Annotated in this window: 16 protein-coding genes, 3 pseudogenes and 1 riboswitch; of the genes and pseudogenes, 7 read left to right on the top strand and 12 right to left on the bottom strand. The window is 56.8% G+C overall.

Annotated elements, in window-relative coordinates; translation table 11 throughout:
• The first annotated feature begins 174 nt into the window (after nucleotides 1-174).
• Nucleotides 175-678: an invasion associated locus B family protein gene (locus AC0L7S_RS08025; protein ID WP_473473844.1), complete on the top strand. Its 504-nt coding sequence runs from the start codon at nucleotides 175-177 to the stop codon at nucleotides 676-678.
• Between the two features lie 77 nt (nucleotides 679-755).
• Here the strand turns inward: AC0L7S_RS08025 and AC0L7S_RS08020 are convergent, their stop codons facing one another.
• On the bottom strand, nucleotides 756-2,111 hold the full coding sequence (locus AC0L7S_RS08020) for a chloride channel protein (RefSeq protein ID WP_473473843.1): 1,356 nt from the start codon (nucleotides 2,109-2,111) through the stop codon (nucleotides 756-758).
• Nucleotides 2,112-2,449: 338 nt separating this feature from the next.
• Here AC0L7S_RS08020 and rlmN point away from each other — a divergent pair, with 338 nt between their 5' ends.
• Together rlmN and AC0L7S_RS08010 are read left to right on the top strand one after the other, a co-directional pair.
• Nucleotides 2,450-3,682, top strand: coding sequence for a dual-specificity RNA methyltransferase RlmN (gene rlmN / locus AC0L7S_RS08015; protein WP_473473842.1), 1,233 nt, complete (start codon nucleotides 2,450-2,452; stop codon nucleotides 3,680-3,682).
• On the top strand, nucleotides 3,679-4,167 hold the full coding sequence (locus AC0L7S_RS08010) for a hypothetical protein (protein ID WP_473473841.1): 489 nt from the start codon (nucleotides 3,679-3,681) through the stop codon (nucleotides 4,165-4,167). Before rlmN ends, AC0L7S_RS08010 begins: the two co-directional genes overlap by 4 nt.
• Here AC0L7S_RS08010 and AC0L7S_RS08005 read toward each other — a convergent pair.
• Complete coding sequence (locus tag AC0L7S_RS08005; protein WP_473474228.1) at nucleotides 4,139-4,780, bottom strand: LysE family translocator; 642 nt, start codon at nucleotides 4,778-4,780, stop codon at nucleotides 4,139-4,141. The genes AC0L7S_RS08010 and AC0L7S_RS08005 overlap by 29 nt on opposite strands.
• Before the next feature lie 264 nt (nucleotides 4,781-5,044).
• Between AC0L7S_RS08005 and AC0L7S_RS08000 the strand changes: the two are divergent.
• Nucleotides 5,045-6,264, top strand: a pseudogene (locus AC0L7S_RS08000) (argininosuccinate synthase).
• A 53-nt stretch (nucleotides 6,265-6,317) separates the two neighbouring features.
• On the opposite strand, the gene AC0L7S_RS07995 reads toward AC0L7S_RS08000, so the two are convergent.
• The 3 genes from AC0L7S_RS07995 to AC0L7S_RS07985 form a co-directional block, all read right to left on the bottom strand.
• A complete protein-coding gene (locus AC0L7S_RS07995) occupies nucleotides 6,318-7,406 on the bottom strand; it encodes an ABC transporter ATP-binding protein (protein ID WP_473473840.1) in 1,089 nt (362 codons plus the stop codon).
• Nucleotides 7,403-8,989, bottom strand: a complete 1,587-nt coding sequence (locus AC0L7S_RS07990) for an ABC transporter permease (protein WP_473473839.1) — start codon at nucleotides 8,987-8,989, stop codon at nucleotides 7,403-7,405. The genes AC0L7S_RS07995 and AC0L7S_RS07990 overlap by 4 nt, the downstream gene beginning before the upstream one ends.
• Before the next feature lie 144 nt (nucleotides 8,990-9,133).
• Nucleotides 9,134-10,141: an iron ABC transporter substrate-binding protein gene (locus tag AC0L7S_RS07985; RefSeq protein ID WP_473473838.1), complete on the bottom strand. Its 1,008-nt coding sequence runs from the start codon at nucleotides 10,139-10,141 to the stop codon at nucleotides 9,134-9,136.
• 266 nt (nucleotides 10,142-10,407) lie between these two features.
• On the opposite strand from AC0L7S_RS07985, the gene AC0L7S_RS07980 reads away from it, so the two are divergent.
• Nucleotides 10,408-11,190 carry a 3-hydroxybutyrate dehydrogenase gene (locus tag AC0L7S_RS07980; protein WP_473473837.1) on the top strand — a complete coding sequence of 261 codons (783 nt, stop codon included), beginning with the start codon at nucleotides 10,408-10,410 and terminating at the stop codon, nucleotides 11,188-11,190.
• Between the two features lie 59 nt (nucleotides 11,191-11,249).
• Nucleotides 11,250-12,386, top strand: a complete 1,137-nt coding sequence (locus tag AC0L7S_RS07975; RefSeq protein WP_473473836.1) for a patatin-like phospholipase family protein — start codon at nucleotides 11,250-11,252, stop codon at nucleotides 12,384-12,386.
• A 25-nt stretch (nucleotides 12,387-12,411) separates the two neighbouring features.
• Here AC0L7S_RS07975 and AC0L7S_RS07970 read toward each other — a convergent pair.
• The 5 genes and pseudogenes from AC0L7S_RS07970 to AC0L7S_RS07950 all read right to left on the bottom strand — a co-directional run bounded on the left by AC0L7S_RS07970 (nucleotide 12,412) and on the right by AC0L7S_RS07950 (nucleotide 16,924).
• Nucleotides 12,412-13,181, bottom strand: a pseudogene (locus AC0L7S_RS07970) (ABC transporter ATP-binding protein).
• Nucleotides 13,178-14,179 (bottom strand): FecCD family ABC transporter permease, encoded by a 1,002-nt coding sequence (locus AC0L7S_RS07965; RefSeq protein ID WP_473473835.1) that lies wholly within the window; start codon nucleotides 14,177-14,179, stop codon nucleotides 13,178-13,180. Before AC0L7S_RS07965 ends, AC0L7S_RS07970 begins: the two are co-directional and overlap by 4 nt.
• Nucleotides 14,176-14,997, bottom strand: a complete 822-nt coding sequence (locus AC0L7S_RS07960) for an ABC transporter substrate-binding protein (protein ID WP_473473834.1) — start codon at nucleotides 14,995-14,997, stop codon at nucleotides 14,176-14,178. The genes AC0L7S_RS07965 and AC0L7S_RS07960 overlap by 4 nt, the downstream gene beginning before the upstream one ends.
• Nucleotides 14,998-15,101: 104 nt before the next feature.
• A complete protein-coding gene (locus AC0L7S_RS07955; protein WP_473473833.1) occupies nucleotides 15,102-16,466 on the bottom strand; it encodes a TonB-dependent receptor plug domain-containing protein in 1,365 nt (454 codons plus the stop codon).
• A gap of 29 nt (nucleotides 16,467-16,495) precedes the next feature.
• Nucleotides 16,496-16,924, bottom strand: a complete 429-nt coding sequence (locus AC0L7S_RS07950) for a TonB-dependent receptor (RefSeq protein ID WP_473474227.1) — start codon at nucleotides 16,922-16,924, stop codon at nucleotides 16,496-16,498.
• Nucleotides 16,925-17,165: 241 nt separating this feature from the next.
• A riboswitch (cobalamin riboswitch) is annotated at nucleotides 17,166-17,374 on the bottom strand.
• A gap of 258 nt (nucleotides 17,375-17,632) precedes the next feature.
• Here AC0L7S_RS07950 and AC0L7S_RS07945 point away from each other — a divergent pair.
• Nucleotides 17,633-19,004 (top strand): annotated as a pseudogene (locus tag AC0L7S_RS07945) (HD-GYP domain-containing protein).
• 84 nt (nucleotides 19,005-19,088) lie between these two features.
• Here the strand turns inward: AC0L7S_RS07945 and phnY are convergent.
• Nucleotides 19,089-20,546 carry a phosphonoacetaldehyde dehydrogenase gene (gene phnY / locus AC0L7S_RS07940; protein WP_473473832.1) on the bottom strand — a complete coding sequence of 486 codons (1,458 nt, stop codon included), beginning with the start codon at nucleotides 20,544-20,546 and terminating at the stop codon, nucleotides 19,089-19,091.
• Between the two features lie 9 nt (nucleotides 20,547-20,555).
• Nucleotides 20,556-21,806, bottom strand: coding sequence for a phosphonoacetate hydrolase (gene phnA, locus AC0L7S_RS07935; RefSeq protein WP_473473831.1), 1,251 nt, complete (start codon nucleotides 21,804-21,806; stop codon nucleotides 20,556-20,558).
• Nucleotides 21,807-21,829: the final 23 nt, after the last annotated feature.

The raw sequence follows: 21,829 nt of genomic DNA, 5'->3' as shown, positions 1-21,829 counted from the left end.
ACATCATGTTGCTCGCCAATCCGGCGGCAGCACGGATATGGGGCGGTTTCCAATGGCGGTAGTTCTTTTCTTTCGGAACTTCATGCTTTGGTAACCCAGATTAAATCAAAATGAAGTGACTGGACGGGACGATATTCCGGCCTGCCCACACCCATTTGCAATACAGGAATTACAATGCGCGGATTGATAGCCACCATTTCAAGTTTGGTTCTGATCGCGGCGGCAACGCCAGCGTTCGCCCAGCAGGCAACCAAGATCAACCAGCACGACGCCTGGGGAACATATAGCTACCAGGCATCTACCGGGAAGGTCTGTTATGTTTTGACGGTGCCGACCGACAAACAGCCCGCATCGCTCGATCATGGCGACATGTTCTTCTTTGTCAGCCAGCGGCCCGGCCAGAAGATATCCTACGAGCCGCAGTTCATTGCCGGTTACAATTTTCAGGACAAATCCAAGGTCACGGTCAGCATAGGCGACAAATCCTTCTCGATGTTCACGCGCGGCAAATCCGCCTGGGTCGAGAATGCAGCCGAAGAGCCAGTGCTCATCTCAGCCATGAAAGCTGGTGCCGACATGAAAGTTAGCGCCAAATCGGGACGGGGAAACGCCACCAGCTATGTTTTCTCGCTGAAAGGCATTTCGGCGGCGCTCGCCTCGATCGCCAACTGCAAATAAAACCGTTTGCCTGCGTTTACGGCTGTGCAAGGCCGCATGTCCGGCCTTGCAGCTTGATCAAAACGGATATTCCAGAATCAACTTTGCGGGGCCGCCGGGGTTTGCTCGGAACGGCGTCGACGAATAGCGTCTGCGATGAAAACACGCGACAGTGCGTGATAGAGTGGTTCGTGCGATATGACCCGCGCAGTACCATAACCCAGCATTGACGCACACATCAGAGCAATTACGTTATCATGATTGCCTGTCATTTCGAGAATGATGACGAAGGCTGTCATTGGGGCTTGTACCACGCCGGCGAAATAACCAGCCATGCCAAGCAGCGCCGCTATTCCAGCACTACCGCCGAATATAGCTCCGAGCATCGAGCCGACGCCCGCGCCCACCGCCAGCGACGGCGCAAACAAACCGCCAGGAATTCCTGAAATCGTGGCGAACAAGCCTGCAGCCAGTTTCTCTGCAAAAAACAACACGGGCAACGGCGTGCCCTCGATGGCGCTGCGTGCCTGATCATAGCCCGTACCAAAGGTCAGCCCGCCAGACGTGATGCCGATAATTGCCGTGCCCAGCCCGCAAATGGCGGCAACCAGCAGGGTCCGGTTGAGTGGTTGCAGGCTGTTCCAACGCCTGATCCGGCGCATCGCCGCCACAGTCACGGCCGAAAAGAAGGCGCCGAACGCCCCGCCGATGACACCGCACGCAACGATCAGCGGTGCGTCCGATACAAATGATACAGTGCCTTTGGCAACCCCGAAATAAGTGTAGTTTCCGAGCAAGCCAAGCGATGCAAGGCCAGCGAAAATAACCGCCGTCAAAACCAGCCCATTGGTGCGCGCCTGATAGGTTCGCCCCATTTCCTCGATGGCAAAGACGATGCCGGCAAGCGGTGTGTTGAACGCGGCTGCCACTCCGGCAGCCGACCCCGCAAGGATAAGGCCGCGCGCTTGTGCCATACCGCCCCAACGGGCGACGCGCAGCATGACCGAAGCGCCTACCTGAACGGTTGGCCCCTCACGGCTGATCGAAGCGCCGCAAAGCAGGCCGACAAGCGTGAGCCCGATCTTGCCAACAATCATTTTCAACGACAGCAGACGATCGCGCTCCTTGGCGTCGCGCAGATGGCGTGCCGCGATTGCCTGCGGAATGCCGCTGCCTTGCGAACCGGGGAAGTAGACATGTGCAAGCCACGCACAAAGCACGAAGCCAAAGGGTGTAATGAAAAGCGGCAAAAAACTGCGCCACCCCGTATGGCTGCCCGCAATGAATGTGAACCACTCTTGCGCCACATCGGACAGTTTCGCGAACAAGACGCTGATCAGGCCAACCGCGATGGCTCCTGACCAGAATACGAGGCGCGGTTGCCACACACGGCGCGACCCCCACAGCACGCGCGAACGACGCAGCATCGGGTACCGTTTCGACATACCAGCCATAATATTTCCAGTTCCCCGCTGCCCGGCGACACCCGTACAGATCCGCGCGTGTAAAATCGCAACCGCGCTCTACCAGATTGATTTCACGAAATTGCGAACAAAAACCGATATCCGATTTTTCCGGGAATGCTCTAACACATGAAATCGCCAGCTGGAACCACTACCCACGCTGCGCATCCGGCAGATCGTTTTGACGGGTCCCGATCCAAGCCGCGTTAAATTTTCCATCCGCCGGACATCGCCCATAATTTCGCCGGTTGGTGACGGCGCGCCCGCGCCGTGATATGTGCGCCCCACTGATCGCAAATGCGGCCAAAACCAACTATGTAAGCACGGTCATGACCCTTTCACTCGATCTCACCGCCGAAGGCGCTCGAAATGCCCTTCGCCCAAGCGCGCCCACCGAAAAGCCTTCTCTGGTCGGGTTGTCGCGTCCGGAATTGGCGCAGACGCTTGTTGCGGCGGGCATTGTGCCCGAGCGTCAAGCCAATATGCGGGCAAGCCAGCTTTGGCATTGGCTCTATGTGCGCGGCGTCTCTGACTTTGCCGAGATGTTCAATATTTCCAAGGATCTTCGCGCCGCACTCGATCAGCATTTCACAGTTGCGCGTCCCGAAATCGTCGAAGAACAGATTTCGACCGATGGCACCCGCAAATGGCTGTTTCGCTTTCCGCCGCGCGGGGCCGGTCGCCCGGTCGAGATCGAGACGGTCTACATTCCCGAAGAAGGCCGGGGCACGCTGTGCATTTCTTCTCAGGTCGGTTGCACACTGACCTGCACCTTTTGTCACACCGGCACGCAAAAACTGGTGCGTAATTTGACGGCCGAGGAAATCCTTGCGCAGTTGCTCACCGCGCGTGACCGGCTTGGCGATTTCCCTGACCGTGATACCCCTGCCGGTGCCATCGTGCCTGCCGAAGGCCGCAAGGTTTCCAACATCGTCATGATGGGCATGGGCGAACCGCTTTACAATTTTGAAGCCGTGAAGAAGGCACTTCTGATCGCGTCCGATGGCGACGGGCTGGCGCTTTCAAAACGGCGCATCACGCTTTCGACATCTGGCGTTGTTCCCGAAATTTATCGCACCGGTGAGGAAATCGGCGTCATGCTCGCCATTTCGCTTCACGCCACCAATGACGATTTGCGCGACCTGCTTGTTCCAATCAACAAGAAGTACCCTTTAAAGGATCTGATCGAAGCTTGCCGCGCTTATCCCAACCTCTCGAATGCCAGACGCATCACTTTCGAATATGTCATGCTGAGAGATGTCAACGATTCGATTGACGATGCCAAGGCACTGATAAAACTCCTGAAAGGCATTCCTGCCAAGATCAATCTCATCCCGTTCAACCCTTGGCCGGGCACCAATTATCAATGTTCGGAGTGGGAGACGATCGAGAAGTTCGCGGATTATATCAACCAGGCAGGTTACGCTTCGCCCATCCGCACACCACGGGGCCGTGACATTCTTGCCGCCTGCGGGCAGTTGAAGTCGGAATCGGAACGTATGCGCAAGGTCGATCGATTGGCACTCGAAGCGATGATGATCGCGGGACACGGCGAAGCGTGAGCCGCGTTCTTGGCTATCTCCTGCGCTTTGCCGTTATCCTTATCGGTTACATTGCCGCCTCGCTTGCGGCGAGCGCCTTTATCCATCTGATTTTTCTGGCATCGGCCAACCTCCCGCCACAAGATGCGCCGTGGGTCGTGACCGGTTCCCTGTTTTTCTCTGTTCCATTTGTAGCGCTATTCGTTGCCTATTTCGTATTTTTCCCGTCAGCCGTCATCATCTGCGTCGCAGAAATTCTCGGCAGACGCGATTGGCTGTTTTATGCCCTGTCGGGAGGTGGCGTTGCAGTCGTGTTTCTCGGCTTCGCCCATCAGGCAGCCGATCCGGATTTCGTCTTGACCGCTCCCACCAGTATTGGCGGCGTCATCGGCGCGGGCATGGTAGGCGGGATGGCCTATTGGCTGGTCGCCGGGCGTTGGTCCGGCAGTTGGCGCGGGGACGAAGGACCAGATCTACCTATTTCGCATGGGCCGTCAGAATCTTGAGTGCAAAGGCTGAAAATACGCCGGCCAGCAGATAATCGACGACCCGTGTCGCCTTCGGGCTCGATTTCATCGCTTCAGAAAACCGCTCGGCGGCGATCACCATCGGCGCTGTCACCGGAATGGAAAGCGCGACGAACATCAAGCCGAGAAAAAGCAGCTTTCCGGGTGCATGCGGGTCATGTGCCGACACGAACTGCGGCAGGAAGGTCATGAAGAACAGGATGATCTTGGGGTTGAGCAAATTGACACCCAGGCCCGCCGCCCAACTGCGAAACAACGAAAGCCGCGGTCCGGTCTTGCGTGCCGGTGAAAAGGCCGAGCCTTTTGTAAGTGCCTGGAAAGCCAGGAATACCAGATAGGCGGCACCGAAAATCTTCAGCACAAAGAACGCCGCTGGCGATGCAACGATAAGCGCCGAGATGCCGACAACAACCAGTGTTGTATGGATCAATGTGCCACACATGGCACCTGCCATTGATGCAAAGCCGGCAAGCCGCCCCTGATTGAGCGTGCGGCTGACAAACAAGGTCATGTCAGGCCCCGGCGTGATCGCAAGGATCAACGTGGCAATGGCGAACTGGATAAGCGTCACAGTATCGGGAACAAGGTCCATCATTTTATCAGGTTTCCATTCGCACGAATATTGCGCATGACATCCAGCACGGTTGAGCAACTGTTGCCACGAAGTCCGGCGCACAATGTCATTATCCGGGCGAAATGACACTGGAACCATAGCAGCCAATCGCTTGGGCCAAAAAGCCAGCGGGCGCGCACGCTAAATGGGCCGCAATACTTGTTCGCCAGCGCTTTCCTGCTATGAGTGCGCTCGACAATTTAGGGCGCAATCGCGCCATGATCGCATAAAAATGGACCTACAATGTCGAAACTGAAAGATGTCAAGAAAGTCGTGCTCGCTTACTCAGGCGGCCTCGACACATCCATCATCCTCAAATGGCTGCAAACCGAACTGGGCGCGGAGGTCGTTACCTTTACCGCTGACCTCGGACAGGGCGGAGAACTGGAACCGGCGCGCCAGAAAGCTGAACTGCTCGGCATCAAGGACATTCGCGTCATGGATGTTCGCGAAGAATTCGTTGCCGACTTTGTCTTTCCGATGTTCCGCGCCAATGCCCTCTATGAAGGCACCTATCTGCTTGGCACCTCGATTGCCCGCCCGCTGATCTCCAAACATCTGGTGGACATCGCAAAGGAGACCGGTGCAGATGCCATCGCGCACGGCGCAACCGGCAAAGGCAACGATCAGGTCCGCTTTGAACTGTCGGCCTATGCGCTGGACCCGGATATCAAGATTATCGCGCCTTGGCGTGACTGGTCGTTCAAGTCGCGGACCGATCTGCTCGACTTTGCCGAAAAGCACCAGATACCGGTGCCGAAGGACAAAAGGGGCGATGCGCCATTTTCGGTCGATGCAAATCTCCTGCATTCATCCTCGGAAGGCAAAGTGCTGGAAGACCCGTGGGGCGAGCCTCCGAATTCGTCCACCAGCGCACGGTTTCGCCGATGGATGCCCCCGACAAGGTTACCGAAATCGAGATCGAATTCCTCAAGGGCGACCCCGTTGCCCTCGACGGCAAGAAGTTGTCGCCCGCCGCAATGCTGGCAGCCCTCAACGATCTTGGCCGCGACAATGGCATCGGTCGGCTCGACCTCGTGGAAAACCGCTTCGTTGGCATGAAATCGCGTGGTGTTTATGAAACGCCAGGCGGGACCATCCTGATCGCCGCGCATCGCGGAATCGAATCGATCACGCTGGATCGCGGTGCTGCCCATCTCAAGGATGAGTTGATGCCACGCTATGCCGAACTCATTTACAACGGCTTCTGGTTCTCGCCGGAACGCATCATGTTGCAGGCCATGATAGACAAGAGCCAGGAAGATGTCGAAGGCACCGTGCGCCTGAAACTCTACAAGGGCAATGTCATCGTTACCGGTCGCAAATCGCGCAAATCGCTCTACCGCGACGACCTCGTTACCTTCGAGGACGATCGCGGCGCATATGATCAAAAGGATGCCGAAGGCTTTATCCGCCTGAATGCATTGCGCTTGAGAACATTGGCAGCCCGCGCCCGCTCATAACAGGTTCGATTTTTAAAGCGCGCCGCGCAGCAAGTGCCATTGCAGGGGAAACGTCAGGCAAGCACATGCGCGGTGCCGACGACGCTGACCCGCGCGACCTCGCCAACCGCCAATGCATCCATGCCTGGCTTGCGCAACACCAGTGGTGTGCTGCCAATTGCAGCGGCGTCCGGCGGATCGGGGCTGTTCAGCAAGAGAATTGAAACCGAACAGGTCGAACCGGCGAACTCGCAGTCCGTGACTTCTCCGTAGAGCACGCCGGGCACGCCCGCACCTACAAGATCGTTGCGCGTAGCCGCTGACAGGATAATTTGTTCCGGGCGCAACATGATGCGCACGATGTCGTTGCGCTCGGGGCTGTCTACCGCAATACGGCCAAGCGAGCATTGCGCAAAGCCATCGGCAATCTGGGCTGGCAAGACAACGGCATCGCCGAGAAATTCGGCGATCATCCGGTCTTTTGGATGCAGATAAAGCTCGCGCGGTGTACCGATTTGAGAGAATTTCCCATCGCGCATAACCGCAACCTGATTGGCGAAAGACAAGGCTTCCGACTGGTCGTGAGTTACCAGAATCGTCGTGATGCCCGCTTCCTCCAGCAATTCGGCAACAGCCTTGCGCATGGAAGCGCGCAAGCCTGTGTCAAGCGCCGAGAATGGTTCATCAAGCAGCATCAGACGCGGTTTTTTTGCCATTGCCCTTGCCAATGCCACCCGCTGTTGCTGGCCACCTGACAATTCATGCGGACGCCGTTTCAGGATCGCCTTGTCGAGGCCGACAATATAGGCGAGTTCAGCAATGCGTTCTTCGCGCCTCTCTGCCTTGCGCGCCATCCCGAAGCCGATATTCGCCGCAATCGTCAGGTGCGGGAACAGAGCTCCGTCCTGCGCCACCAATCCGATGCCGCGCTTGTGCGCGGGAACCGACGCTCCATCGGCAGCCAGGAGTTCGTTATCCAGCAGGATACGACCGTGATCCGGCGCTTCAAATCCCGCTATCAGCCGCAGCAATGTCGTCTTGCCGCAACCCGATGGGCCGACAATAGCCGTTCGACTGCCCGAAGCGACCGCGAGGTCGATACCGGCAAGGGCCTTCACCGGACCATAGTTCTTGTGAATGGATTGCAGTTCGAGAAGGCTCATCGCCCCGCCATCTTCTTGGATTGTACGTAAAGCAGCCATGTAAGCGGCAGCGAGGCCACCACCATGATCAGCGCATAGGGCGCGGCAGCGGCATAGTCGATCTCGCCGCTATAGGACCAGAACGCCAGTGCCAGTGTGCGGGTGCCATTGGGCGCAAGCATCTGCGTGGCCGTCAACTCGTTGAGGATGCCAAGTGCCACCAGCGCCATTCCGGCCGCAGCACCCGGTGCCGAAAGTCTGATCGTTGTCGACCACATCGCTCTGATTGGAGAACGGCCAAGACTGCCAGCCGCGCGCTCAAGTTCGATCGGCGCCTGGGCAATCGAGGCGCGCAAACTGATGATTGCTCTTGGCAAAAACATCAGCGCATAGGCAAAAAGGATTGTCGCCAGAGTTTGATAAAGCGGCAACATGACACGCACGGTAATGGTGACCAGCGCCAGCGCAATGACAACGCCGGGAAGCGACCCGACCATATAGTTGCATCCCTCCAGTATCCGCTGAAATTTTCCGGGAGCCCGGATCGACAGCCACGCCATGGGAATGGCTGCCGCTGTCGCAAGAAGCGCACCAGCCGTTGCAAGAAAAACGGTTTGGCCGAGTGCCAGGCCAATCTCGTCAAGCCGCCACACTTGCGCACCGCCGGCAATGAGCCACCGGCCAATCGTGACGAACGGAACGCCGAGCGAAAGCAGCGCCGTGATCAGCGGTATGAGAAAACAGGGCCAGGTTGCCCGGCCAAGTTTTATACGCTGCAATTGCCGTGCAGCCCCGGACCCCACCCGCGCATAGCGTTCTTCACCGCGCAACAGAACTTCAAGCGCCAGCAGCGCAAAACAGCAGGCAATCAACACGCCCGCCAGCATGTTGGCTGCCGGTCCGTTGAAGGTTGACTGGAACTGATCGACAATCGCCGTGGTGAAGGTGTCGAAGCGAATAAATACGTAAAGCCCGTATTCGGCCAGAAGATGAAGGCCCACCAGCAGCGAGCCGCCGCAAATGGCAAGCCTGAGTTGTGGAACCACGACACGGAAGAAGACGCGCCACGGGCCTAACCCCAGCGATGCAGCCGAATCCTCAAGTGCGGGATCAAGCCGGCGCAAGGCCGCCGATACCGGCAAATAAAGAAAGGGAAAATAGGCGATCACCGAAATCAGCACGCCGGCGTGCAATCCGTGCAGGCCGGGTATCAATGTTATCCACGAATAGCTGTGAACGAAGGCGGGTACAGCGAGTGGCGCAACCGAAAGCCAGGCCCACCACCTGCCGCCCGGCAAATCGCTGCGCTCCGTCAACCAGGCCAGCGTTACCGACAAAATGATGCAGATCGGGATCGTGAACACCACCAGCAGAATGGTGTTGACCAAAAGCTCACCTACACGCGGCCGGAAGATCAAGGCCGAAGCCGTCGTCCAACCTGTTTGAAAGGCAATCCAGATAATAAAGGCCAGCGGCAGCAGCGCAAAAATCGACACGACGATGGCCGCGACCACGATCCAGGACGAAGAAAAACGACGCACCCAGCGGGGTGCGCCGAGCCTGGCAGGCGCGGCCTCATGCGCGTAGGTGGTCGACGATTGCATCAGGTGCGAAACCGCATTGCTTTGTGTGTCGTCGAAAGGCCGAAGGCCCGGCTTGGTGTCATGGCTAAGGCCGCCTTGAAAACGGAATGCTCCCGCGAAAAATCCGCGGGAGCGCTGTCGTTGCTCTTTTAGGACGAACAGCAGCTAAAGCAAGCCGGCCGCCGTCATCATGTCTGTTACCTTCTTCGAATTCAGTCCGGCAGCGTCCACTTTAGGGGCTTGTAGATCGGCCAGCGGCACCAATGCGGGATTGGCGTCCTCGCCCTTGCCGACGGCATACTCAAAGGACGTTCCGGTTCTCAGGATTTCCTGACCACCCTTGCCAACGATCCATTTCAGGAAAGCCTGCGCCTCCTTCGGATGCTTGCTCGATGCAAGGATGCCACCGCCGGAGATCGACACAAACGCACCGGGGTCCTCATTCTTGAAATATTGCAGGGCGACATTCTTGCTGTTTTCGCCAGTCTTGGCTTGATCGCCATAATAGTAATAGTGATAAATTACGCCGCCATCGATTTCACCGGCGTTGACGGCTTTCATCACCGTGCTGTTGCCCTTGTAGGGCGTGACATTCTCCTTCATCGCGCTCAACCATTTGGCTGTCGCGTCCTCACCCTTGAGCTGCAACAATGCGCTGACGATTGCCTGGAAATCGGCGCCCGAAGGTGAAGCGGCCCAGCGGCCCTTCCAGCTTGGATCGGCCAGGTCGAGCAGTGATTTGGGCAATTGGTCAGCCGTGAGCTTCGAGGTGTTGTAAACGAACACGGTGCTGCGTGCGGCAATGCCAACCCACTTGCCATCCGATGGCCGATAGGCTTCCGGCACCAGCGCCAATGTTTCTGCATCAACAGGCGCAAACAGACCCGCTGAATCAACCAGCGTCATGGCCGGAGAATTTTCGGTGAGAAATACGTCGGCTGGCGAGGCGGCACCTTCCGCCACGATCTGGTTTGAGAAATCACTATCTCCACCGTTGCGCAGGATAACCTTGATCCCGGTTTCCTTGGTGAATCCTTCCGCCCATGCATCCGTCAGGCTGTCATGCTGGGCATTATAAACCACAATCTCCTTGTCCTGCGCAGCGGCAGGTGAGGTGGTCAGCATGGCGGCCATAAGGGCAGTGCCGGCAAAAGCTGTAAAAACGGATCTCATGAATGTTTCCTCAAACTGGGGCTTCTCATAACGATGTGGCCGCCAGTAGCCATACATGACTATAATAGTCAAGATTAAATTGGGTGATATATCACACTGGCTTGTGGCGTTCACTTTTACGCGATCTGCCACCGATAGCGGCGAATATCCCGCTTCATGACAAAAATTTCATGAAAGCGGGGTTTCGCGAATGTGGCTTCGCGGTGCACAACACTTATATTGCGTTGCAGCAATACTCTTGCAGACTGTCAGAAAGGACTTTTGCCATGACCACCAGAAAAACCGCAATCATCACCGGATCTACCTCTGGCATCGGACTGGGTATCGCCCACGCGCTCGCGGCGGATGGTTGCAATATCGTCGTCAATTCCTTTTCCGATACACCGCAAGATCATGCTATCGCCGAAGAAATCGCGACAACCCACAAGGTCAAGGCGCACTACATACAAGCCGATATGTCAAAGAGTGAGCAGTGCCGCGCCCTGATAGAGCAGGCCGCACAGAAATTCGGCACCGTTGATATTCTCGTCAACAATGCCGGTATCCAGCATGTCGAGCCGATCGAGGATTTCCCCATCGCAAAATGGGACGCAATCATCGCCATCAATTTGTCATCGGCATTTCACACAATCGCGGCTGCCGTTCCCTTGATGAAGAAACAGGGTGCCGGGCGCATCATCAACATCGCATCCGCGCACGGCCTCGTCGCTTCGCCATTCAAATCGGCTTATGTTTCGGCCAAGCACGGCATCATGGGCCTGACCAAGACCGTGGCACTGGAAATTGCCCGCGACAAGATCACCTGCAACGCCATCTGCCCCGGCTACGTGCTGACGCCTCTGGTGGAATCGCAGATTCCCGACCAGATGAAGACGCACAACATGGATCGCGAGACAGTCATCCGCGAGGTCATGCTGGACAAGCAGCCGACCAAGGAGTTCGTCACGGTCGAACAGATTGCGGCAACCGCATTGTTCTTATGCTCCGACGCAGCAGCCGAAATCAACGGCACGCACATCTCTGTTGATGGCGGCTGGACGGCGGAATAATCAGCGCCCGATTTCGATATGAGGCAGAAGCTGGATTTGTGTCACAGGAAGGTCGTGCCATGACAGTCAACGGAAGCGGACATGCTATGAAGAAAATCAATGTCGCGCTGCAAGGTGGAGGCTCGCACGGTGCCTTTTCCTGGGGTGTACTTGATCGCCTGCTGGAAGATGGCCGCCTCGAAATCGAGGCGGTTTCGGGCACCAGCGCCGGTGCGATGAATGCCGTGGCGCTGGCCGACGGCTTCGTGCGCGGTGGAGCAGAAGGCGCCAGAGAAAAGCTGGCCGATTTCTGGCGTGCGGTTGCGCGAAAAGGCCGCTTCAGCCCTGTGCAGCGCTCGCCTTGGGATGTTTTATGGGGCAATTGGTCGGTTGAAAATACGCCCGGCTATCTTTGGTTCGACACGATGTCACGGGTTTTTTCGCCCTATGTCACAAACCCGCTCGATCTCAATCCGCTCAGGGATGTGGTGGAGGAGGAAATCGACTTTGATAAGGTGCGCGCCTGCAAGGCGATGCAGATTTTCATCTCGGCCACCAATGTTGAAACAGGCAGGGTGCGCGTTTTCTCCGACGGCGAAATTGGCCTCGATACGGTGATGGCGTCGGCCTGTCTGCCTCAACTCTTTCGGGCAGTCGAGATTGAGGGCGTGCCCTACTGGGATGGCGGCTATGGCGGTAATCCAGCACTTTTTCCGTTTTTCAAGACAACCGCCACCGAAGATGTGCTTCTCATCCAGATCAACCCGGTGATCCGCGAAGGCACACCGACGAGCGCCATCGAAATCCAGAACCGCATTGATGAGATAACCTTCAATTCTGGCCTGTTGCGCGAGTTTCGCGCGATTGCCTTCGTCAAGGAATTGATCGAAGCTGGCCGTCTGCCGCAGGGCGAATACCGCGATATCCGCATGCATCGCATTGATGCCGACGAGGCGTTCAAGGACTTGTCGGCTTCATCGAAGGTCAATGCAGAATGGGCGTTTCTTGAATATCTGCGTGATCTTGGCCGCACCGCTGCCAGTGATTGGCTTGATGAGAATTACGAAGCTGTCGGCCAACGCCCGACACTCGACATTACCAGCGAACTGGGCGACGGTCTCGAATTCATACCCCGCCCGAAGATGGGCCGGCGGGTCAAGGAGTTTTTGGCACAACGCAAGAAGCCTTCCGCTCTCGCTGGCGGTCACTCCCGATAATCACAAGAAGCACATTCCGCCCGGTCTATGCGAGATCAAGCGGGTGAACGACGCGGCCGCCATTGAAATTACCGAAGAAGGCTTCAATTCCATAGACATCTCGCAATCGCTCAGGTGTCAGAACAGCATCTGGCGGTCCGTCGGCAACAATTCTGCCGTGATCGACAAGCAGCAGGCGCGAACACCAGCGCGCCGCAAGGCCAAGATCATGCAGCGAAGCAACAACGCTCTTGCCATCATTAGCCAACTCACCAAACAGCTGCATGAGGCCGATCTGATGGGACGGGTCAAGACCGCCCGTCGGCTCGTCGGCCAAAAGCAGCGGTGTATTTTGGGCAAGTGTGCGTGCAATCAACACGCGCGCCCGTTCGCCACCAGAAAGGGTGGTCGCGATCCGGTCTCGAAAACGATCTATGTCCATGCGCTGCATGGCTTGCTCGACTGCGCTGCGGTCAGCCTTTGAAAGAGCTGCCAAACTCTTTCTGTGCGGTGTCCGCCCCAGCGATACGACAAGTTCGACGGGAACGGCCCAGGCGATCTCGCGATCCTGTGCCAGATAGGCGATTTTTGCGGCACGGCTTCTGGCATCCAGTGATTGCGCTGGAAGTCCATCCAGAAGGATCGAGCCACGCGACGGGATCAGGCCAAGGATGGAGCGCAAAGCGTCGATTTGCCAGCGCCGTTCGGGCCGATCAGCCCCACGAACTCGCCAGGCTCGATGCTTAGTGAAACGCCTTTCAGAACCGGCTTGCCACCAAGAGCAACATCAAGATCATCCACCGACAACAACATCACACCATCCTCCAGCGGGTGCGGTAGACAAGCCACAGGAAGAACGGCGCGCCAACGATTGCCGTCAAAACCCCGAGCTTCAAATCTTTCTCCGGTGCGATGATGCGCACCAGAATATCGGCAGCAAGAACGACGCAGGAACCGCCGAGCGCACTTGCGGGCAACAGGCGCGACGGGCGCGCACCCACCAGTGGGCGCAAGATGTGTGGCACGACAAGGCCGACGAAACCAATGGCACCGGCAACCGCCGTTGCCGCCCCCACCGAAGCGGCCGTTCCAAACACCGCAAGGAACTGGACCCGGCGCATATTGATGCCCATGCTGGCTGCCGTTTCTTCCCCGAGTGTCAATGCGTCAAGCGAACGGCCAAGCGTGGCAAGCATTGCACCACCGACGACCATGAACGGTGCCGCCAGCCAGAAATGTGTCATGGAACGGTCGGTCAGCGAGCCGAGCATCCAGAACATGATTTCCAGGCCTGCAAACGGATTCGGTGACAGGTTGAGCACCAGAGAGGTCATCGCACCGGCAAAGCTCGATACCGCGACACCTGCCAGAATGATGGTCAGGGACGTGCCGTGCAGTCCGGCAAGCGCCTGCACGACAATGACAGCAGCAAGGGCGGCTGCCAGCGCCGATAGCGGCAAGGCGAGTGGAAAGATCGCCGCAGCACCGCTGTAGATGGCGATGACGGCTCCCAGTGAAGCAGACGCGCTGACGCCGATCAGGCCGGGTTCGGCCAGAGGGTTGCGCAAATAGCCTTGCAAGACCGCGCCTGAAAGGCCCAGCGTTGCCCCGATCATCAAACCAAGCAAGGCGCGTGGCAGGCGAACTTCCTGCATGATGAGGGCAATGGCCCCGGCCTTGTCGGAAAACAGTGCCGCGATGCTGTTGGAAAAACCGATGGCCGCAGGCCCGACCGTCAGCGACAGAATAAACAGCGCAGCTGTTGCCAGGCCAAGCAAGCAAAGCAGAGCGCGATATTTCACATCAGCGCTCATTTTTCTTGACCTTGCTCCAACTCATGGGCCGCGGCTTGCAAAAGGCGCGATGCCTCGGTGACGAATGGAGCACCACAGATCGTGTATCTGGCATGCAAGGCAACGGTGTGGCTGCGTTTAGCCAACACGCGATAGGCTGGGTGAACGAGATTATCCTGCGCCACCGATGGCACCCCATAGTTCGGGTTTTCTCCAGCTATCAGGTCCGGCTGCGAGATAATGAGCAGTTCCAGCGGCAATTTCGCCATACCGGAGAAGCCCAGGCGCGCGGCAAGATTGGTGAGACCGGACGCTTCGATAATCGCATCGACAAGGGTTCCGGAGCCTGACGTATAGCTATTGGGTTCCCATGCCGCGACAGTGAGATGTTGGCGCGTGCCAGTCTTGAGGCGCTTGAGTTCCCGGTCGAACTCGCCAACCAGTTCGCCGGCCCGCTGTTGGCGCCCAAGCACTTCACCCATGCGCATCATTCCTGAACGAATGTCATCGAAGGAATTTTGCGGCGCAAACTGTTCGACCCGAATGCCAAGCCGGCGCAACAGGGAGACCGCTGCCGGCGTCGTATAGGTGCCTGCCAATACCAGATCCGGCTGCATCAGGAAGACTTCCTCGGCAAGACCGTGGTTGAGCACATAACGGTTTGCTTTCGAAGCCATCACCGCAACTTTCGGGTCGAAAGCGAGGTCCGATACCGAATAGAGTTGATCGTCACCCGCGATCAGCATCGCCATCTGATCGGTACACACATTCATCGACACCACGCGCTTGGGTATCTCCGCCGCAACCACGTGAGATGGAACCATTAGCATGAGTGGCATGGCCGACAACGCCAATGCCACAATACTCCAGTAGAGACACCCACAAACGCAATAGTGCTTCCTGTCCGGTTTCCACATAACCATTATATGTGGCCAACCCAGCACTAGAACTGAGCCCTTACACCGGCAAAGACAGAGACACCCGGGGTACCGAAGCCTGAAGCGGTTTGATACCGCTCGTTCAACAAATTCTCGCCTCTGAGGTAGACCTGCGTCGAATCTGTTAGCTGGTACGCGACCTTCGCGTTGACGAGAACATAGTTATCCAACGGGACCTCTACCTTCTTCACCACATCAACCACATCCGAAACAATTTTTACATCACCTGATACTGTCCATTTTTCGGCAGGCCGGGCGACTGCTGAAAGCACAAAAGCATTACGTGGAACCCGGGCAATGCGTTTGTTGTCCTTATCTGTGGAGTCGGTCAGCGTATATGAGCTGCTGACATCGAGCCAATCAGTCACAGCATAAGAAAGCGACGCTTCTATTCCGCGTGAATGGGAAGTGCCTGGAACTTGATTGTAGCTACCTCCGGGAAACTCGATCAGGTCGTCAACATTTAGCAGGAAATAAGTGAAGTCCGCTGTAAGCCGACCATCGAGAAACGATTGTTCAGCACCAACGTCGAAACTGACGCTGGTTTCAGGTTGGAGTCCGGTATTTCCGACAAAAGGCCCATAAAGCTCATAGAGACTGGGGGCGCGAAAGCCGGTTCCCAATGAGGAATGGAACCGGGTGCCTGTTGCATCGAGCAGATAGGATGCGGATCCACGATACGTTGTATAACCACCGAACTCCGAATGTTCATCATGACGCACACTTGCAGAAAGCACGAGATCGTCCACTGGTTCGACGATTGCCTGCGCCCAGATTCCGGTTAGCGAAAAATGATCATCGCTGTTCGCGCCATAATTGTCTGTAACTTGCGCCTTCTGCCGTTCGTGATCGACGCCGTACTGAAGAAGAACACGATCTGTGGCCTCGAATGAACCTTGATAATCTACCTTGGTGCGCGTGCCATGATAGTCAGCGTCAAACGGACCGAACATCGAAACCGAGCGAATGCCGCGATTCACCTGAAACCCTTGCACGGATACTGTATTTTTCAACCTGCCGTCCATCAGGTCCAGATTGAACCCAAATCGACCCGCAAGTTGCTTGGTTAGATTGTGGTTGTAGGGATTGTCCTGAACCGATGGAAAGTCATCATCATATTCCGCATTCCCCTTCAGATAGATGGCAGAGCCAAAAATCGAAAATGCATCGCTGAAACGATGTTCGCCATTGATATCGAACATGGCTTCTTCGAATCCGTCGCGTTCGGTATTTCCAGCACGAGAATCGGCAGACGAGATACCATCGGTACGAAATCCCGTTACATTCAAGGCAAGCTTTGAGGCTTCGCTGGCGGCCTTCAGCCCATAGCGCCCGCGCACGGTGCCAAAGGACCCACCTTCGGCTTCCAAAGAGTGATGAACACCAGTATCGAGCCCACCTAAAGTCGATATGCTGACAACGCCAGCAATCGCATCGGAACCATAGAGTGTACCTTGCGAGCCTTTGAGTACCTCAATGTTATCCACCCCCCGGTAAGAAGATATTGATATGAAGTCTGTACCTGCGTGGCGGTAGGGTCCGATATATCGATTCCGTTATAAAGGGTTTTGATGTAGCGGCGCGGCAACCCCCGTATGGCAAGCCCGCTCTCCGCTCCAGCACCTCCGGTCGCGCTTGTTGCCACGCCAGGCAATAGCCTCAGATAGTCCGAAACCAAAGGCAGCGACTTTTGTTTTATTTCGTCTTGCGTGACCTGCTCAACCTTCGACCCAATTTTACTTTGTTCAGTAGGTGTCCGGTTGGGAGACACAACAAGTCGTGGAAGCTTCGTTGCCCCGTCCTGATCGGCTGCATTTTCCTGTGCCATCGTGCTGCCGGTCATCGCCAGCACACAAGCTCCAGCCGCTATGAAATTTCTTTTCACAATCTGCCCCCAATAGCTTTGTGGGCGAAATCCATCGCCCTTGTTTCATCATGGACCGCAAGCTGATTGGGCGAAAAGAGGAAGCTGGAAATGCAACCTACCCCTCGGCCGTCCCCGCGCGCGGCAACACATCTTCCGTGTCACCGCGACGGACGACCGCGCCTGATCACACCCCGTGACCAAGCATGGGTGACTGGAATTGGCAGGTCTCCTGACTTGCGTGTCGTTGCTTTCTCCCGCCTTCCCGGTCGCGCTAAGCGCGGTCAGTGGCATCTTGGAAGAAGGCTCAACGGCTACAGTTGCGGGGGCAGTCACGGCTTGTGCCGATTGCGCGGCAGTCGCGTGTTCCCTTTTCATCCACCTTTCGGCAGAACCAGTTCCGAGAAAGACGCTACAGATTCCCGGTACTGCCTGTCAATTCCGGACGCGGACGAAAATAGTCCGTTTGCGTCAAGCATGATTTTGTCAGCCAGCGGCGCGACCAAGCGGCCACGCAATGCCGTTGGTTCATAGGAATTGGGCCTTTTTGCCACTTTGTCGATTGATTCTGCGCTAACCTTCAGAGAGGGAGCGAACATCCCTGTTCTCGAGGCCGAAACAGAAAATTAAGTGGTTACGTGCTTCATCCGACGGTGTCAGGGTGGCAATGATATGCGAATATCGAACAAGATATCGCCAAAAGAAGGCATCGGGCTTTCCGAACTCGTCAGTGCACTGAGTTATGCGCTCGACATTAGCGAAGGACATCCGACCGGCCATTGTGTCCGCGCCTGCTGGATCGGTTTCCACATTGGCCGCGAGATCGGGCTTCCCGAAGAGCAGTTATCGCACCTCTACTACACGCTTCTTTTGAAAGATGTCGGGTGCAGCAGCAACGCTGCACGTATTTGCCGTCTTTATCTCGCTGACGACATCGCACTCAAACAGGATTTTCATCTGGTAAATGACAGCCTGCCGCAGATATTGCGGTTCGTATTGTCACAAACCGGGATGAAGGCGAAATTGGCTGAGCGCTTCAGGGCGCTGCTCAACATCGCGATGAATGGCGGCACCATCGTCAACGAACTATTCCAGACACGTTGCCAGACAGGCGCAGAAATCAGTGCGGCAGATGCGGTTTCCCGAGCCGGTGGCGCAGGGTGTAATGGACCTTGATGAGCACTGGAACGGTGCCGGCCATCCAGCCGGACTTAAGGGAGAGGACATATCCATTCTGGCGCGCATTGCGCTGATTGCCCAGATAGCCGATGTCTTTTATGCAAATAGCGGCAGCGCCGGTGCGCTTCGCGAGCTGCGCGAACGCGCCGATAGCTGGTTCGATCCACGTCTCGTCGAGGCATGCGAGCGCGCGGCAAAAGCGCCGAACTTCTGGACCATGCTCGACTCTCCCGAACTGGGGTTGGCGGTGGTGGACCTTTCTCCATCCGACGACCGTTTGGCGATAGACGACGATTATCTCGACGATATCGCAGCCGCCTTCGCCAAGGTAGTGGACGCAAAATCTCCTTTCACCAACGGCCACAGCGAGCGGGTCGCGCTGTTCACCGATATGATCGCCGAGGCGCTTGGGTTGGACGACCAGCGACGCAGGCGCCTCAAGCGCGCCGCACTGCTTCATGACATCGGGAAAATGGGTGTGTCCAACCAGATCCTCGACAAGCCGGCCAAGCTGGATGATGCGGAATGGGCCGCCATACGCCATCATCCCGCATTGGGTGAGATCATCCTTTCGCGCATAGATGCATTTCGCGAGCTTTCGATCATTGCGGGCGCACATCACGAAAGACTGGACGGAAAAGGTTATCCGCGTGGCCTGCAAGGCGACGCGATCGATCTCGACACCAGGATCGTCACAACAGCAGATATTTTCGATGCGCTTACAGCGGAGCGGCCATATCGAGGTCCGATGCCGGTTTCAAAAGCGCTTGAAATCATGGCTGGCGATGTCGGCTCGGCAATTGATCCGGCATGCTTCGATGCTTTACAGCGTTCGATTGCGCATCTGGAACAATCCGCCGCCTAGTGCATGTCGCCCAAAAGTGTGCAGCAGTTTCTCAGACAATGACAGGTGAGGTTCGATTTTACGCCAGCATGATGCGGCCTTCGTTCAACCCCAGGGTAGCGAGAAAGTCTTGATGTTGGTGTAGGATTTCATCGCTTCGATGATGCCTTCCTTGTAACCGTTACCGCTGTCCTTGATGCCGCCGAACGGGGACATCTCGATCCGGTAGCCGGGCACTTCCCAGATGTTTACGGTGCCTACATCGAGACCGGTGATATATGCCTGCATCCGGCTATAGTCGTTTGTACAGACACCGGCCGAGAGCCCGAAGGCCGTCGAATTCGAGATGCGTCGAACAGTTTCATCATCATCCGATACTCTGATAACCGGGATGACGGGACCAAATGTCTCTTCCATCACGAGTTCGCTCTCATGCGGCACATGATCCACGACAATCGGTGGCAGCAGCGCGCCCTGCCGTTCGGGCTTGTAGAGGATCTTCGCGCCCATGTTTTCCGCAGCGTAAACGCGATTTTCGAATGTTTCAGCCGCTAGTGCGTGAACCACTGTACCCAAATCCACGGCAGCGTCGAACGGGTTTCCAAAAGTGATCTTTCGGGCGCGCTCCTCGACAAGCGGCACGAACCGGTCAGCAACGCTTTCCTGGCACAATATGCGTTTGACCGCAGTGCAGCGCTGGCCGGAATTCTTGGTCGCGCCTGCCACGGCCAGATCGGCGGCCCGGGCAAGATCATCGTCCGACAGATCATTGCAGATGATGAGCGGATCGTTGCCGCCCAACTCAAGAACCTGTCGCTTGTAAACCGCCTTGGCCGCAATCATTTTGCCGACCGGAACGCCACCGGTGAAGGTTACGAGGTCGATATTCGAATTGGTGACCATTTCATCGCCAATGTCCTGCGGCCAGCCGGTCACGACCGAAAGCATTTCCGGCGGCAACCCCGCCTCGTACAACGCATCCGCCAGCCACAATGCTGTCAGCGGCGTCAGTTCCGTCGGTTTCACGACGATGCAATTGTTGGTCGCGATGGCCGGCGCGATCTTGTGGCTGACCATGTTCAGGGGATGGTTGAAGGGCGTGATCGCAGAGATTGCACGAAGCGGCTCGCGTGTCGTGAATATCTTGCGCGCCTTGCCGTGCGGGGTCAGATCGCAGGAGAAAATCTCACCATCGTCATGGATGCACATCTGGCCTGCCAGCGTGAACACATCGAAAGCGCGCCCACACTCATACAGGCTGTCCTTGAGCGAGATCCCCAGTTCCGCAGTGATGAGCGGAGCCAGTGACGATTTTCGTTCGTCGATGATCTTCGCAACATTCAGCAGGATTTTCTGACGCTCATACCTGGTCAGTTTCGGCACGTAGATTGCGGCGATTTCGAAAGCTTCGCATATATGTTCGCTCGTGCCTGCGGGGACCGAACCGATCACCTCGTCGGTGTAGGGATGGTGGACCGGTACACGGGCCTTGCAGTCAACCTTGCGGCCAGCAATGCGCATGGTCTCATGTCTGATTTCGATCGGGGACGATTTTGTCAGCATGTCACGCCCTCACGATGCAGCAGCGCTGACGGCATAGAAAAACGCGTCGAAATTGCGCAACTTCGGTGCCGAAGGCAGATCGATCACACGGTTCACGATGAATGGAACTTCCTGCTCGGCAAGGCCACCGTGGCTGCGCAACGGTTCTTTCAGCGCCGCCAGATCGTGGCGATCCGCCGAGGTGCCGATGGCCAGTCCGGCGCTGGAGAGCATCACGATATCGCCGATTCTGTCGCCTGGAAGTTCGAAACGATGAATGGCGTCCTGCTTGTCCAGAACGTCGGTGATTCCGGGGATTGCCCGCAGCTTCTCCATCACTTGTAACTTGTCGACGCCTTCGGGCAGATATGCGGTCGCAAACGAGCCCAAGGCACCGTGGTGCACCACATAGGGATCTGTGATTGGCAAAATGACGCGGGCAACACCTTTGCCCAGCCATTCATCCATCAGTTCCTGAACATAGATCACCGCTGGCGACCCATCAGCCAGGTGTTTCGGCTTCATTCCGTGGTCTGCCGTCACCACGATGGCCGCGCCCAGCGCATCAAGTTCGGCAAGATATTTGTCGAACATTGCGTAGAAAGCTTTGGCTTGCGGGTCTTCAGGCGCGTATTTGTGCTGCACATAGTCGGTGGTTGTCAGGTACATGACATCCGGCTTCCATTCCCTCAGAAGCTTTACGCCGGCAGCGAAGACGAACTCGCTGAGTTCGGCCGAATAGACCTCGGGAACAGCGCGCCCCAGCCATGTGGAGGCGTTGTTGACGCCGTGTTCCGCGACAGTCGTGGTATCGGATTTTTCAGCCGAAAAGCAGATTGCACGATCTTCATCAAAGGACAGCCCGGCTCCGAGGAGTGCGCGCAGCTTGTCCTTGGCCGTGACGACGGCAACCCTGGCACCGGCCTCGTAGAACTGCTTGAAAACCGTTGGCGCACGTAGGAAGCGCACGTCGTTCATCATGACTTCCTGACCGGTGTCCGGATCATAGAGAAAGTTGCCGCAGATACCGTGGACGATCGGCGGACGGCCCGTGGCGATCGACAAATTGTTCGGGTTGGTGAACGAGGGAATGACGGAATGAGCGCGACGTTCGGTTCCGGTTTCCCGCATCTTTTTCAACGTCGGCATCAAACCTTCTGCAATGGCCACGTCAAGATAGGCCGGTTCGCACCCGTCGAGGCAAATCGCAATCGCCGGCACCTTCGGCCATGCATAGATGCGATCATTGGCGTTGACGCTGCTCGATGTCTGTTTGGTCATAACGATTTTCCCTTGTTCTCACG

It is taken from the genome of Mesorhizobium sp. G2-6-1, assembly GCF_055809095.1.
Note: the sequence above shows the minus strand (reverse complement) of the source record. Positions and strands in the feature narration are given on the sequence as shown.